Origin of the sequence: Aeromonas simiae (assembly GCF_000820125.1) — a bacterium.
Lineage (GTDB): Bacteria > Pseudomonadota > Gammaproteobacteria > Enterobacterales > Aeromonadaceae > Aeromonas > Aeromonas simiae.
This window is the reverse complement of sequence record NZ_CDBY01000041.1, coordinates 32,632-46,601: the sequence shown is the minus strand read 5'-3', so window position 1 is coordinate 46,601 and position 13,970 is coordinate 32,632. Positions and strand designations below refer to the sequence as shown.

General features: G+C 65.9%; 12 protein-coding genes. 5 read left to right on the top strand and 7 right to left on the bottom strand.

The window, feature by feature from the left end; all coding sequences use genetic code 11:
* Together BN1134_RS07255 and BN1134_RS07250 are read left to right on the top strand one after the other, a co-directional pair.
* The coding region (locus BN1134_RS07255) for a bifunctional aspartate kinase/homoserine dehydrogenase II (RefSeq protein WP_042046257.1) at positions 1–2,336 on the top strand (2,336 nt) is incomplete at its 5' end.
* Positions 2,337–2,455: 119 nt separating this feature from the next.
* Positions 2,456–3,328 carry a LysR family transcriptional regulator gene (locus tag BN1134_RS07250; RefSeq protein ID WP_042046256.1) on the top strand — a complete coding sequence of 291 codons (873 nt, stop codon included), beginning with the start codon at positions 2,456–2,458 and terminating at the stop codon, positions 3,326–3,328.
* Here BN1134_RS07250 and BN1134_RS07245 read toward each other — a convergent pair.
* The 4 genes from BN1134_RS07245 to pdxR form a co-directional block, all read right to left on the bottom strand.
* The gene (locus BN1134_RS07245) at positions 3,319–4,197 is read right to left on the bottom strand and encodes a hypothetical protein (RefSeq protein WP_042046255.1); all 879 of its coding nucleotides are present in this window, start codon (positions 4,195–4,197) and stop codon (positions 3,319–3,321) included. The genes BN1134_RS07250 and BN1134_RS07245 overlap by 10 nt on opposite strands.
* A 63-nt stretch (positions 4,198–4,260) precedes the next feature.
* Positions 4,261–4,950, bottom strand: coding sequence for an LrgB family protein (locus tag BN1134_RS07240; protein ID WP_042046254.1), 690 nt, complete (start codon positions 4,948–4,950; stop codon positions 4,261–4,263).
* Positions 4,943–5,344: a CidA/LrgA family protein gene (locus tag BN1134_RS07235; protein WP_042046253.1), complete on the bottom strand. Its 402-nt coding sequence runs from the start codon at positions 5,342–5,344 to the stop codon at positions 4,943–4,945. Before BN1134_RS07235 ends, BN1134_RS07240 begins: the two co-directional genes overlap by 8 nt.
* A 102-nt stretch (positions 5,345–5,446) precedes the next feature.
* A complete protein-coding gene (gene pdxR / locus BN1134_RS07230; RefSeq protein ID WP_042046252.1) occupies positions 5,447–6,871 on the bottom strand; it encodes a MocR-like pyridoxine biosynthesis transcription factor PdxR in 1,425 nt (474 codons plus the stop codon).
* Positions 6,872–6,959: 88 nt separating this feature from the next.
* On the opposite strand from pdxR, the gene BN1134_RS07225 reads away from it, so the two are divergent.
* Together BN1134_RS07225 and BN1134_RS07220 are read left to right on the top strand one after the other, a co-directional pair.
* Positions 6,960–7,394, top strand: a complete 435-nt coding sequence (locus BN1134_RS07225; RefSeq protein WP_042046250.1) for a rhodanese-like domain-containing protein — start codon at positions 6,960–6,962, stop codon at positions 7,392–7,394.
* Positions 7,384–8,100 (top strand): GNAT family N-acetyltransferase, encoded by a 717-nt coding sequence (locus tag BN1134_RS07220; RefSeq protein WP_042046248.1) that lies wholly within the window; start codon positions 7,384–7,386, stop codon positions 8,098–8,100. Before BN1134_RS07225 ends, BN1134_RS07220 begins: the two co-directional genes overlap by 11 nt.
* A gap of 28 nt (positions 8,101–8,128) precedes the next feature.
* Here BN1134_RS07220 and ybaK read toward each other — a convergent pair whose 3' ends face one another.
* From ybaK to argE, 3 genes are all read right to left on the bottom strand, one after another.
* Positions 8,129–8,590, bottom strand: coding sequence for a Cys-tRNA(Pro) deacylase (ybaK, locus tag BN1134_RS07215; RefSeq protein WP_042046247.1), 462 nt, complete (start codon positions 8,588–8,590; stop codon positions 8,129–8,131).
* A gap of 135 nt (positions 8,591–8,725) precedes the next feature.
* Positions 8,726–11,359 (bottom strand): phosphoenolpyruvate carboxylase, encoded by a 2,634-nt coding sequence (gene ppc, locus BN1134_RS07210; protein WP_042046245.1) that lies wholly within the window; start codon positions 11,357–11,359, stop codon positions 8,726–8,728.
* Positions 11,360–11,555: 196 nt separating this feature from the next.
* Positions 11,556–12,701, bottom strand: a complete 1,146-nt coding sequence (gene argE, locus BN1134_RS07205) for an acetylornithine deacetylase (protein ID WP_042046244.1) — start codon at positions 12,699–12,701, stop codon at positions 11,556–11,558.
* Between the two features lie 250 nt (positions 12,702–12,951).
* Here argE and argC point away from each other — a divergent pair, with 250 nt between their 5' ends.
* Positions 12,952–13,959: an N-acetyl-gamma-glutamyl-phosphate reductase gene (gene argC / locus BN1134_RS07200; RefSeq protein ID WP_042046243.1), complete on the top strand. Its 1,008-nt coding sequence runs from the start codon at positions 12,952–12,954 to the stop codon at positions 13,957–13,959.
* Positions 13,960–13,970: the final 11 nt, after the last annotated feature.

Sequence of the window (13,970 nt, the reverse complement as noted above, 5' to 3'; positions counted from 1 at the left end):
CGGCCATCGTCGAGCAGCAGGTGCACGGCAACGAGCTGGTGGTGGTTTCGGCGGCGGGCAAGACCACCAACCGCCTGATCCAGTTGGTGGATCTGGCGGTGGCGGGGGACGAGGCGGCCGCCGAGGCCCACACCGCCCTGCACGCCTACCAGCAGAGCCTGATCGACGGCCTGCTCGAGGGGGCGCTGCATGACGAGCTGAGTGCGCAGTTGAACGAGGATGTGCGCGCCATCGCCCGCACGCTGGAGCAGCAGTTCGATCGCTTCGATCGCAACGGCCTGCTGGCGTTTGGCGAGGTGTGGTCGGCGCGCCTGCTCGCCGCCCTCCTGACCCAGCGTGGCCACAAGACCCTGTGGCTCGACGCCCGCAGCTTCCTGCGTGCCGAGGATGGCCCGCTGATCCGGGTCGATCACGCCCTCTCCAGCGAGCTGCTCAAGGCGCGTCTCGCCGAACATGAGGGGCGCATCGTGGTCACCGGCTTCATCGCCGCCGACATGGAGGGGCGCTCCCTGCTGCTCGGGCGCAATGGCTCGGACTACAGCGCCAGCCTGCTGGCGGCCCTGGCTGATGGCGAGTCGACCACCATCTGGAGCGACGTGGCCGGGGTCTACAGCGCCGATCCGCGCCGGGTGAAGGAGGCGCGCCTGCTCGAGCGCCTGAGTCTGGCCGAGGCCAACGAGCTGGCGCGGCTCGGCTCCTCTGTGCTGCATTCGCGCACCCTGCAACCGGTGGCCGACAGCCGTCAGCGCCTCACCCTGCGTTGCAGCTACAACCCGGACGAGGGCTGTACCCATATCCTGCGCCGGGCTCCGCGCTCCGGCGGGGCGCGCATCGTCTCCTCGGTCGATCAGATAGCCCTGATCGAGCTCAAGGTGTTGCCCCAGAGCGACTTCGAGCAGGCGGCAGCCATCATCGAAGGCTATCTGGCGCGCCACCGCATTCAACCGCTCACCCTGCAACGCCAGCCGGATCGCCGCATGCTGCGTCTGGCCTACACCCTGGAGGTGGCGAGCGGCGCCTACGATCTGCTGCGCGACTTCCAGCTGGAGGGGGGCTTCACCGGCCTCATCCAGAAGGAGGGCTACAGTCTGGTGGCCCTGGTGGGGGCCGGCGTCACCGATAACGCCGAGCAGTGCCACCGCTTCTATCAGCTGCTGACCGAGCAGCCGCTGGAGTTCGTTCAGGCCGCCAAGGATGGCCTGAGTCTGGTGGCGGTGCTGCGCCAGATCGTGCTCGAGCCCCTGCTCATCGCCCTGCACGGCGCCCTGTTCAGCCGCCCGACCCGGGTCGGACTGGTGGTGTTTGGCAAGGGCAACATCGGCAGTCAGTGGCTCGGCCTGTATGCCCGCGAGCAGGCGCGCCTCGAGCGCGAACTCAATCTGGCCCTGACCCTGTACGGGGTCTACAGCTCGGAAGGGGGGCGTCTGGACGAGGAGGGGCTCGACCCGCGCAAGGTGCAGGAGATCCGCCCCGAGCCGCTGATCTGGCCCGAGCTGCTCGGCCAGCTCGAGCAGCACAGCTTCGATGCCCTGATTGCGCTGGATCTCACCGCCAGCGAGACGGTGAGCCGCTACTACCCCGAACTGGCCCAGCTCGGCATCCATATCATCGCCGCCAACAAGTTTGCCGGTGCCGCCGACAGCGAGTTCTACCAGCGGGTCAAGCAGACTTGCCGCGACCATCAGGTGCAGTGGCGCTACAACGCCACCGTGGGGGCCGGCCTGCCGATCCAGTCCAGCATCCAGATGCTGCGCCAGAGCGGCGATCGCATCCACGGGGTCTCCGGTATCTTCTCCGGCACCCTCTCCTGGTTGTTCCAGCAGTACGACGGCAGCCGCCCCTTCTCCGATCTGGTGGAAGAGGCGTGGCAACATGGCCTGACCGAGCCCGATCCGCGCGAGGATCTGTCGGGGCAGGATGTGCGCCGCAAGCTGCTCATTCTGGCGCGCGAGGCGGGTTATGAGCTCGACTCGAACGACATCGAGCTGGAGAACCTGGTGCCGGTGCCCTTGCGCAAGGTGGAGAGCGACCAGTTCATGGATCGGCTGCGCGAACTGGATGGCCCGATCCAGACCGCCTTTGAGAGCGCGAAGCGTCTTGGCAAGGTGCTGCGCTACGTGGCGCGTTTCGAGCACGACGGCAAGGCGCGGGTTGGCCTCGAGAGCCTCGAGCCGCACCACCCGTTCGCCAACCTGCTGCCGTGCGACAACATCTTCGCCATCGAGAGCGACAGCTACCGCACCAACCCGCTGGTGATCCAGGGGCCGGGGGCGGGGCGCGAAGTGACGGCGGCCGCCATCCAGTACGACCTGTGGCAGATCTGCGCCGCCCTGTGAGGGCGACGCGGTCAATTGAAAGGGGCGCCGATGGGCGCCCCTGGTTTTTGGCCGATTTCCTTACCCTGATGCATTAGAATCCTTCCATTCATGCTGATATGGCATGCAACGGAGGTGTCATGGATATTCGCGCCCTGCGCTACTTCGTCGAGCTGGTGCGCCAGCAGAGCTTCACCCGCGCCTCGGAGCAACTCTTCGTCACCCAGCCCACCATCAGCAAGATGGTGCGCAGCCTGGAAGAGGAGCTGGGCCAGCCGCTGCTTAACCGCGAGGGGCGCCGCTTCACCCTGACCGACTATGGCCAGGTGCTCTATCAGCGCGCCCAGTCGATCCTCGCCGAACTGCACCAGCTCGAGGCCGAACTGGCCGACTTGCAGAGCCTGCAACGCGGCAAGCTGGTGCTCGGGATTCCACCCATGGTCGGCCACGTGGTGGCCGATCTCATCCGCAGCTACCGGGCGCGCTGGCCAGGGGTCGAGCTCTCCATCGTCGAGTACGGCGGGCGGCGCATCGAGCAGGCGGTGCTGGAGGGGGAGGTGGATCTGGCCATCACCATGTTGCCGACCCGCCACGAGGAGGGGCTCGGCGCCCTCGAGCTGGCCGCCTACCCGATGCAGGTGGTGCTGCCGGAGCGACCCGAGTGGCAGGGCAGTGAACCGCTGCCCATCACGGCGCTGCGCGAGCAGCCGCTCTTGCTCTACACCCAAGCTTTCACCTTGAGCGAGCGGCTCGAGCAGCTGTGCGCCGAGGCGGGTTTCACCCCCCAGGTGGCGGCGCGCAGCAGCCAGTGGGACTTTCTGGTGGCCATGGTGCACAGCGGCATGGGGGTAGCCTTCCTGCCCGAGCCGCTGTGCCGGCGTCTGACCCGCGATGGCCTGCTGATCCGCCCGTTGGCGCCGGCGCTCTCCTGGCGGCTCGGGGTGATCTGGCCGACCGGGCGCTACCTGTCGCGCACCGCCCAGGCCTGGCTCGAGATCTGCCCTCAGGGCTGAAGGCCGAAGGCGTCGCGGGCGGGATCGTAGAGGTAGGGCAGAAAGGGGCGCCCGCCATCGGGCAGGAAGGGGTTGTCGAGGCGGATGAGGCGGCGCTGGCAGAGGCCGGCCGTGTCGATGGAGGCTTGGAAGTGCTGGCGCCACAACTGCGGTAGCGACCCATCCTGCCAGGCCCGGCGCAGCCCGAGCTCGATGCGGGCCAGCTCTTCTTTGTGGCTGACATGGCTGTAGAGCAGGTGGATCTGCGGATAGTAGAGCGCCAGATGCCGCTCGATGGTCAGACCGGGCACCCGTGGCTGATGCGACTGCCACTCCGGTGCTATCTCGTTGATACCGCGACAGAAGAGGTCGACCCGGCCACGGGCCACCATACGGAACATCGCCTCGTAGTTTTCCACCTCATACACGGTCAGACCGGCGTGGCGCAGTATGTCGACATCCTGCCAACCGCGCCCCTGCACGTGGCTGAAGGGTTGTAGCTGCGCCAGCGTCTCGACCCGATCGAGTGCGTGTTGGCGTCCAGGTGCGACGAAGCAGACCCGGTAGCTGAGGATGCCGAGATCAAATGGGAAGGCGGCGAATCCCACCTGTTCCATGCCCTTGTGAGGGGGCCAGCTGTCGATGGTCACCAGATGATCGGCAGAGGACTTCTGCACCTCGAGACGCATCCGCACCTTGTTCATCGGCGGTGCGGTGCGCAGTTCATAGTCACCGTAGTCGGCGCGGGTCTTCTCCAATGCCAGTTGCAGCGCCGCCCGGTAGTAGTGCAGGCGGTCATCATACGGATTTTCCGGGCTGAGCAGGGTAAAACGGGTGGTGGCCAGCAGTGGCCAGGAGAGCAGCAGAAGCAGAAGCGGGGAGTGGCGCATGGGGCAGACCCTCAAGAGGGAAGCGTGCCTCCGAGTATAGTGGCCCACCCCATGACAGCAGCCCTACCAGAGGAGCTGGCCGAGCAGCGGCGCCAGCAGCACGGTCACCATGCCGGCGATCATCATCGCCATGCTCGAGACCACCCCCTCCGAATTGCCGAGCTGATAGGCCTTGGCGGTGCCGGCGCCGTGGGCCGAGGCGCCGAACCCCGCCCCCTTGCCGAGCCGGCTGCGGATCGCCAGCAGGGTGAGAACCGTCTCGCCGACCGCCATGCCGATCACCCCGGTCAGCACCACGAACAGGGCGGTGAGATCGGCGTTGCCGCCGACCGAGCGGGTCGCCTCGACGGCGAAGGGGGTGGTGATGGAGCGCATGGCGAGGCTGCGTTGCAGCAGCTCGGGCAGGGCAAACCAGCGCGCCAGCAGTACGCTGCTGGCCACGGCGACCAGCACCGAGGCCAGCACGCCGACCCCAAGCGAGAGCCAGTGGCGGCGGATCAGCTGGCGCTGCTCATAGATGGGGATGGCAAAGGCGACCGTGGCCGGGCCGAGCAGCCACAGCAACCAGTGGGACTCGGCCATGTAGTCGGCGTAGGGGATGTGAAACAGCAGCACCACGGCGATCAGCAGGGTGGGGGCCAGCAGCAGCGGCATCAGCGGCAGGATGCGCTTGCGCCGGTAGAGCCACTTGCTGGCGTAGTAAAACAGCAGGGTCAGGGCGAAACAGAGCACGCCGAGCAGGGTATCAGACATGGCGGCGGCTCCGGCGGGCGAGATACAGCTCGAGGCGGTAGAGGCGATCGACCACCAGTGCCGTGGTGCCGAGCACCAGCACAGTGCTCAGCACCAGCACCACCCCGATGCGCCACCCCTCGGTGAGCAGCAGCTCCTGATAATTGATCACCGCCACCACGGCCGGTACGAAGAACAGCAGCATCTCGGCCAGCAGCCAGTTGGCCCCGGCCTTGAGCCAGTGCGGGCGCACCACCTTGAGCAGGATGAGGGCGAGCAACAGCAACATGCCGGTCAGGTTGGCCGGCAGCGGCAGATGCAGGGTGCGCACGGCCAGATCGGCGACCCACCAGATGGCCGCCAACAGGCTGACCTGAAGGGGGATGAGCAGCAGGGGGCGCAGGCGGGAAAGCATGGGGTGAGCCTCGAAATCGTGAACTGGCTCACAGTATAAGAAGTCGCTTAACCGTCGGAAAATGAATTCCAATCATGGATTTCATGCCAATAAGGCATGAAATCAGGTCTCGCGCAGCAGCCGGCCTAGGGTGCGGCAGAGCCGCTGCTGGGTGCCGTTGTCGAGCCCGGCATAGCCGAGCAGCCACCCCTCCCGATCCGGCTGGCCCAAGTAGAACTGGCTCAATGGACGCAGCCCCAACCCGAGCCGATTGGCGGCGCTTGTCCAGCGCGCCTCGCCCCCCGCCGGCAACAGGGCGGTGCACTGCAACCCGGCTCCGCAGTGGATCGGGGTGAGCTGGGGACAGTGTTCGGCCAGCTGGGCTCGCAGCTGATCGCGCCTGGCGCGATAGAGCAGCCGCATCTGGCGCAGATGGGTGGCGAAGTGGCCCCCTTGCAGGAATTCGGCGGTCACCGCCTGCATCAGTTGGTTACTGTGGCCGTCGCTGGTGGCGCGGGTATGGGCAAAGGGAGCCAGCAGGGCGGGCGGCAGTACCAGATAGGCCAGGCGCAGCGAGCCGAAAAGCACCTTGCTGAAGGTGCCCACATAGATGACCCGGCCACCGCGATCCAGCCCCTGCAACGAGGGCAGTGGTCGCTGGTCGTATTGAAACTCCCCGTCGTAGTCATCCTCCAGCACCCAGGCGCCGTGTCGTTCGGCCTCGGCCAGCAGCGCCATACGCCGGGGCAGGCTCATCGCCATGCCGAGCGGATACTGATGGGAGGGGGTGGTATAGATGAGGCGGGGCGGCGGGTGATCGCCGGCGGGCATGAGCCCCTGCTCGTCCACCGGCACGGGATGGAGGCGGGCTCCGGCGCTTTGCATGGCGTGACGGGCACCGAGATAGCCCGGCTCCTCGAGCCAGACGGTATCGCCCGGATCGAGCAGGAGCTGGGCGGCGAGCTGGATGCCCTGCTGGGAGCTGGTGAGGATCAGCACCTGCTCGGCACGGCATACCAGCCCGCGCGACTGGACCAGATAGGCGGCGATGGCCTGGCGCAGCGCCGGCAGGCCGGCCGGATCGCCGTAGCGCATCAGCGCCTCGCCGTGCTGGCGCCACTGCTGCTGAAGCAGCCGGCCCCACAGCTCGCGCGGGAAGGCGACTGGATCGGCCTGACCACTGGCAAAGCTCGATGCCGGGCCGGTCTCCTCCTGACAGGCCCCCTCGAGCAGACTGCGTTCGCCGCGCCGCGAAAGAGGGGCGTGCCCGGCCACCGGAGGTGGCGGCGGAGTGACGGCGGCAATGGCCACAAAGCTGCCCCTGCCCACCCGGCGCACCAGATAGCCTTCGGCCTCCAGCCGCCCATAGGCCTGCTCGACCGTGCCGCGTGAGAGGGAGAGATCGCGCGCCAGGGTGCGGCTGGCTGGCAGGCGGCTCCCTTGTGACAGATGACCGCCGAGGATGGCACTGCGTAGCGTGCGCACCAGCCGCTCTTGCAGCGGCAGGGTGGGGTCGTGATCGGCAAATAGGGTTGGCAGGGCGCTCATTGGTCCATTCTCTAGAGCGAAATTGGTTCACATTTGTAGACCATTATCCCGGTAGAGTGAAGCCATTCCCCAGACAAGGAGTCACAACATGAGTGCTGTTCTCGCTACCGGCCTGGTGTCACCCGACCTCGCCGCCACCTTCTTTGAAGCCCAACTGGCCTGCCGCACCGATCCGGCCGATCTCGCCGCCGATCTGGTCGCAGGGGTGGCGGGGATCGTGGTTATCGACACCCGCTCCGCCGAGCGTTATGCCGCCGGCCACATCCCTGGCGCCGTGTCACTGCCGCAGCGGGAGATGAGCGCCGAGCGGGTGCGCGATCTTGACCCCGAGGCGGTCTATGTCTGCTATTGCGACGGCATCGGCTGCAACGGCTCGACCCGGGGAGCCTACCAGCTGGCGCGCCTCGGTTTTCGGGTCAAGGAGCTGATCGGCGGCCTGCACTGGTGGCAGCAGGATGGCTATCCGCTGGCGCTTGGCACGGCGCCCGGCGTGCTGGTGGCGGAGGTGGAGTGTGGCTGCTGAGATCAACCGTTTTGGCCAGCCGGTCGGCCCGCCGGTGAGCGACTGGCAAGGGGCGCCCTTCCCCGAGCCAATGGTGCTCGCGGGGTGGGGCTGCCGGGTTGAACCGCTCAGCCCGGCGCGCCACGAGGCGGGCCTGTGGCAGGCGTTCGGTGAGGATGATGGCCGGCTCTGGACCTACCTCAACAGCGGCCCGTTTGCGGGGCGCGGCGAGTGGCGGGCCTGGCTGGAGAGCATGGCGGCGGCGCGCGATCCCCAGTTCTACGCCATCGTGGAGGCGGCCAGCGGCCGCGCCCTCGGGCTGGCGAGCTTCCTGCGCATCGACCCTCAGGCCGGCAGCATAGAGGTGGGCTGGCTGCACTTTGCTCCCGCCCTGCGCCGCACCCGGCTCGCGACGGCCACCATGGCGCTGATGATGGCGCGCGCCTTTGGCCTCGGCTATCGCCGCTACGAGTGGAAGTGCAACGCCCTTAACCTGCCTTCGCGGCAGGCGGCGCTGCGTCTGGGATTCACCTTCGAGGGCGTCTTTCGTCAGGCGCGGGTCGACAAGGGGCGCTCGCGCGACACCGCCTGGTTCTCGGTGATCGACGGGGAGTGGCCGGCCCTACGGGCCTGCTTCGAGCGCTGGCTCGATGAGGCCAACTTCGACGGCGCGGGGCGCCAGCGGCTCTCCCTCTCGGCTCTCACCGCCGCCGCGCGCGGCCACTGAAACGAGCAGGGCGGCCCCGCCCTGCTGCTTATTCGCCGATGGGGGCGATCAGCCAGCCCATCTTCTCCTGCATGTCGCGCGGCGATACCCCGACCGAGAGGCCACGCTTGCCGCCGCTCACCAGTACCCGGTCAAATTGCAGCGCCGAGGCGTCGAGTACGGTCGGCAGCCGTTTCTTCTGGGCCAGCGGGCTGATGCCCCCCACCTTGTAGCCGGTCAGCTTCTCCGCCTCGGCGGGGGCGAGCATCTCCACCTTCTTGAGGCCGGTGGCCTTGGCCAGCTGCTTGAGGCTGCACATGCCGGAGGAGGGGACGATGGCCACCACCGCCTGCTTGTCGTGATGGGCGATCAGGGTCTTGAACACCTGCGCCTCGGGCAAGCCCAGCTGGCTCGCCGCGTGCTTGCCGAAGTCATCGTGGGCCTCGCACTCATAGGGGTGCAGGGTAAAGGGGATTTTGAGCTTCTCGAGCAGCTTGATGGCGGGTGTCATGACGGGTCTCCTTGGGGCAAGACAAGGCCAAATAGTCTGCGCCTGCCCGGCGGGAGAGGCAAGGTCGGGGCGCGAAGGAGAACAAAAAGGGCGCCAGATTGGCGCCCTTGGTCTATTCGAGGCAGGAGATCCCTATCAGCCGGTGTTGCGCATCCCGGCGGCGATGCCGGCGATGGTGACCATCAGCGCCTGATCCAGCTCGGGGTGCAGTGACTCAGGGTCACGGCGCGAGCGGCCGAGCAGCTCGGCTTGCAGCACGTTGAGCGGGTCGGTGTAGGGGTTGCGCAGCTTGATGGACTCCTGGATCCAGGGTTGGTCATCGAGCAGGCCGCCCTGCGGACGCAGCTTCAGCACCAGCTCGATCGACTCGGCCAGTTCGGCGCGCAGCTGTTGGCCGAGGGGCCACAGCTCCTTGGGTACCAGACGGGTATCGTAGTACTCGGCCAGCCAGGCGTCGGCCTTGAGGAACACCATCTCCAGCATCTCGAGGCGGGTGCGGAAGAAGGGCCACTGACGGCTCATCTCGCTCAGTACCTCGAGCTTGCCTTCCGCGATCGCCTTCTCCAGCCCCTTCTGGGCGCCGAGCCAGGCCGGCAGCATCAGGCGGTTCTGGGTCCAGGCGAAGATCCAGGGGATGGCGCGCAGACTCTCGACGCCGCCGTTGGGCTTGCGCTTGGAGGGACGGGAGCCGAGCGGCAGCTTGCCCAGTTCCATCTCGGGGGTGGCAGCACGGAAGTAGGGGACGAAGTCCTGATGGCCGCGCACCACGCTGCGATAGTGCTCGCAGGAGACATCGGCCAGCAGCTCCATCACCTCGCGCCAGCACTCCTTGGGCTTCGGCGGGGGCAGCAGGTTGCCCTCCAGCACGGCGCTGGTGTAGAGGCTGAGGCTGTTGATGGCCACCTTGGGCAGGCCGAACTTGAAGCGGATCATCTCCCCTTGCTCGGTCACTCGCAGGCCACCGCGCAGGGAGCCGGGGGGCTGGGAGAGCAGGGCTTGGTGGGCCGGCGCACCGCCGCGACCGACCGTGCCGCCACGGCCGTGGAACAGGGTCAGGCGCAGGTTGTTGGCCTCGGCCAGGGCGACCAGGGACTCCATGGCGGCGTACTGGGCCCAGCCGGCGGCCATCATGCCCGCGTCCTTGGCCGAGTCGGAGTAGCCGATCATGATGTACTGGCGGCCCTGGATGTAACCGCGGTACCAGTCGATGGAGAGCAGGCGCTCCATGACGGCGGTGCCCGCCATCAGGTCTTCCTGGGTCTCGAACAGGGGGGCGACCGGCATGCGGAACTTGCACCCGGCGGCCTTGAGCAGCAGTTGCACGGAGAGCACGTCGGAGGAGGCGCCGGCCATCGAGATGATGTAGATGCCAAAGGCGTCCGGGTCGCTCTCGGCGATCACCTTGCAGGTGTCGAGCACTTCGCGGGTCTCTTCGCTCGGCTCCCAGTCGGTCGGGATCAGCGGGCGACGCGAGTTGAGCTCGGTCAGCAGGAAGGTCTGCTTGTCCTCTTCGCTCCACTCCATGTAGTCGCCGAGGCCGAGGTGGCGGGTCAGCTCGGAGAGGGCCAGGGCGTGGCGCTCACCATCTTGGCGGATGTCGAGCTTGACCAGATGTACACCGAAGCAGGCCACCTTGCGCAGCACGTCGAGCAGCATGCCGTCGGCGATGTTACCCATGCCGCAGGCGTGCAGGGAGTGGTAGCAAAGCTCAAGCGGCTCGCGCAGCTGGGCGGTGGAGCGCACCAGATCGCGGCTCTCGGTCTGATGACCCTGCACCTTGGCGGTGAGGTGCTCCTTGGTCTCGCGCAGCTGCTCGCGCAGCTCGCGTACCAGGGCGCGGTAGGGTTCGGGATTGTCGCCGACCACGGCGCGCAGTTCGTCGGTGCAGTCGCCCATCGAGAGCTCGGAGGTGAGCTCCTTGATCTCCTGATAGAACAGGTTGATGGCCATCCAGCGGCCCAGCTCGAGCACCTTGGCGGTCACCTTGGCGGTGACGAAGGGGTTGCCGTCACGGTCACCGCCCATCCAGGAGGTGAACTTGACCGGCGCGGCATCGAGCGGCAGGCGCACACCGAGGTGCTGTTGCAGCTGCTCGTCGAGGTGGCGCATGAATTCGGGGATGGCCGGCCACAGGCTGTTCTCGATGACGGCGAAGCCCCACTTGGCCTCGTCGACCGGCGTCGGGCGCTGTTCGCGGATCTCGTTGGTGTGCCAGGCCTGATTGATGAGCTGCTCGATGCGATCGATGATGCGGTCACGCTCTTTGGGCAGCAGATCGGAGAGTTCCAGTGCCTCGAGGCAGTCGTTGAGCTGGACGTGCTTGTGGATCAGGGTGCGACGGGTCACCTCGGTGGGGTGAGCGGTCAGCACCAGATCGATGTCGAGCTCGCGCACGGCGTTGACGATCGCCTCTTGGGAGAGATCGGAGGCCTTGAGCTTGGTAAACAGTTGCTCGAGCGGGTCGGACGCGCCGGTCTGATCGGCGAAGTTACGCGAGATGGTGTGGAACTGCTCCGCCACGTTAGCCAGATTGAGGAACTGGCTGAAGGCGCGGGCCACCGGCAGCAGCTCTTCGTCACTCAGGGTCTGCAAGGTATCGATCAGGGTCTGGCGATCGTTCTCGTTACCTTGGCGGGAGGATTTGGCCAGGCGGCGAATCGTCTCGATCTTGTCGAGGAAGACCTGGCCCTTGTGATCCTTGATAGACTTGCCGAGCAGTTGGCCTAGCAGGTTCACGTTGGCGCGTAGCGCAGCGTATTTCTCGTTCATTCCACATCCTTATTGCTGATGGCTCCGTCGCTTCCGGGCGGAGTCCGCTCATCGACAATGTTGTAATCACACAACATTCGTTCCGTCATCTTATGGGCACAATCTACTCGCGTCTCCTGCGCAAGGTCAAATAACGCCTCGATAGTGAAGATGTATTTAAGTTCCGATTAAGTTCGTGTTCTGTTTTGTAGGTTTTTTACATACAAAAACGCTGGATCAGGTGGCGTAGCACCTGCTTAGTCGGCTCCACGAAGGAGAGATCCAGGTATTCATCCGGCTGGTGTGCCTGAGCGATATGGCCGGGGCCGAGCACTATGGTCTCGCAACCGAGCTGCTGAATAAAGGGGGCTTCGGTGCAATAGTTGACGCTTTCGGCGCGCCGGCCGCTGGCCCGCTCCGCCTCGCGTACCAGGACGGCATCGTCTGGGCAGGCGTAGGGCGGGATCGGCTCGTGCAGGTGTTGCAGGTGCAGGCAACCGGGCTGGTGGATCTCGATGGGGGAGAGCGCCTCTTTGAGCATGCCCATCAGCTCCTCCGGGCCCACCTGCGGGGTGGGGCGCATATCGATGTGCAGCTCGCAGCAGCCGCAGATGCGGTTCGGGCTGTCGCCCCCCTGAATGTAGCCGAGGTTGAGGGTTGGCTGCGGCACGGCGAAGCGCGGATCGGCGTACTGCTCCTTGAGGCGGCGTTGCAGACCGAGGATCTGGCCCATGGCCTGGTGCATCAGCTCCAGCGCGTTGACGCCGTTGGCCGGATCCGAGCTGTGGCCGCTCTTACCTGTGATGCGAATGGCCTCGGACATGTGCCCCTTGTGGGCCAGCACGGGCACCAGCCCGGTCGGCTCGCCGATCACTGCATAGTCGGGTTTGAGCTCGGCCGCCGCCGCGATGGCGCGGGCACCGGCCATGGTGGTCTCTTCGTCGGCGGTGGCCAGGATGCGCAGCGGTTTTTTGAGCTGCGTGGGGTCGATCTCCTTGAGCGCCTCGACGATAAAGGCAAAGAACCCCTTCATGTCGATGGTGCCGAGGCCATAGAGGCGGTTGCCCTCTTCGGTGACCTTGAACGGGTCCTTGCTCCATGCCCCCTCGTCGAACGGTACCGTATCGGTGTGGCCGGCCAGCAGCAGCCCGCCTTCTCCCTCACCCAGGGTGGCGACCAAGTTGAACTTGCCGGGCAGATCCGGCAGGGCGGTGACCTCGACGCGAAAGCCGAGCCCGCTGAACCAGTCCGCCAGCAGGCGGATCACCGCCTCGTTGCTCTGATCCCATTTGGGGTCGGTACTGCTGATGGAGGGAATCGCAATAATATTCTTGTAGAGTGAAAAAAAATCCGTGCTGGCCATAAAACCTCCTTGCGCCCCCTCCGGGATTTTGGTAGAACATGTTCATGCACTGCGAGTGAATTTATATTCCATTCATCTCCAGCGATTAAGGCACTAGTTGTAAGGGAAACACCATGTTCTGTCACCTGTTTATCAACCGACGACGCACCAACGCCTGAATCGCCCTCCTATTTTGGGGCGCTTCCTCGTCCCGACATCCTTATGCAGCACCCAGCTGCCAAGTTTCACGCTATAAAACGGATCAGGATCCATGCTCAATACCGTTATCGTCGGTGCCAGTGGCTACGCAGGAGCCGAGCTGGCCGCTCTGGTACAGAACCATCCTCAACTGCAACTGACCGGACTCTATGTCTCTGCTGGCAGCCAGGATGCCAACAAGAGCCTCTCGGCTCTTTATCCTCAACTGCTTGGCAAGGTAGATCTGCCGTTGCAGCCGCTCGATGAGGCCGCGCTGGCCGCTATCCCGGCGCAGGCCGAGATCGTGCTGCTGGCCACCGCCCATGAGGTGAGCGCCGCTCTGGCCCCCGGCCTGCTGGCGCAAGGGGTGACCGTGTTCGATCTCTCCGGCGCCTTCCGGGTGCAGCAAGAGGGGTTCTACGAGCAGTACTACGGCTTCTCCCATGAGGCTCCCGAGTGGCTGGATCAGGCGGTCTATGGCCTGGCCGAGTGGAATGCCGAGAAGATCCCGGCCGCTCAGCTCATTGCTGTGGCCGGTTGCTATCCGACCGCCTCGCTCACCGCCCTCAAGCCGCTGATGGCCAAGGGACTGATTGCCGCCGGCAGCCAGCCCATCATCAGCGCCGTCTCCGGGGTCTCCGGCGCCGGACGCAAGGCAGCCATCAACACCAGCTTCTGCGAGGTGAGCCTCAGCCCCTACGGCACCTTTACCCATCGGCACCAGCCCGAGATCGGTCATCACCTCGGCTGCCCGGTTCTGTTCCAGCCGCACCTTGGCAACTTTGTGCGCGGCATCCTGGCCACCATCTATGTGCGGCTGGCCGAGGGGGTAACGCCGGAGCAGGTCGATGCCGCCTATCACGAGGCCTATGCCGGCAAGCCGTTGGTGCGTCTGGCCAAGGGGATGCCCTCGATCCGCGGTGTGGCGGGGACGCCTTACTGTGATGTGGCCTGGCAGCAGCAGGGCAATACCTTGGTGGTGTTCAGCGCCATCGACAACCTGCTCAAGGGGGCCGCCTCTCACGCGATTCAATGTATCAACATCAAGTTCGGTTTCGAGGCGGGTTGCGGCCTGCTCTAAGGAAGAATCAC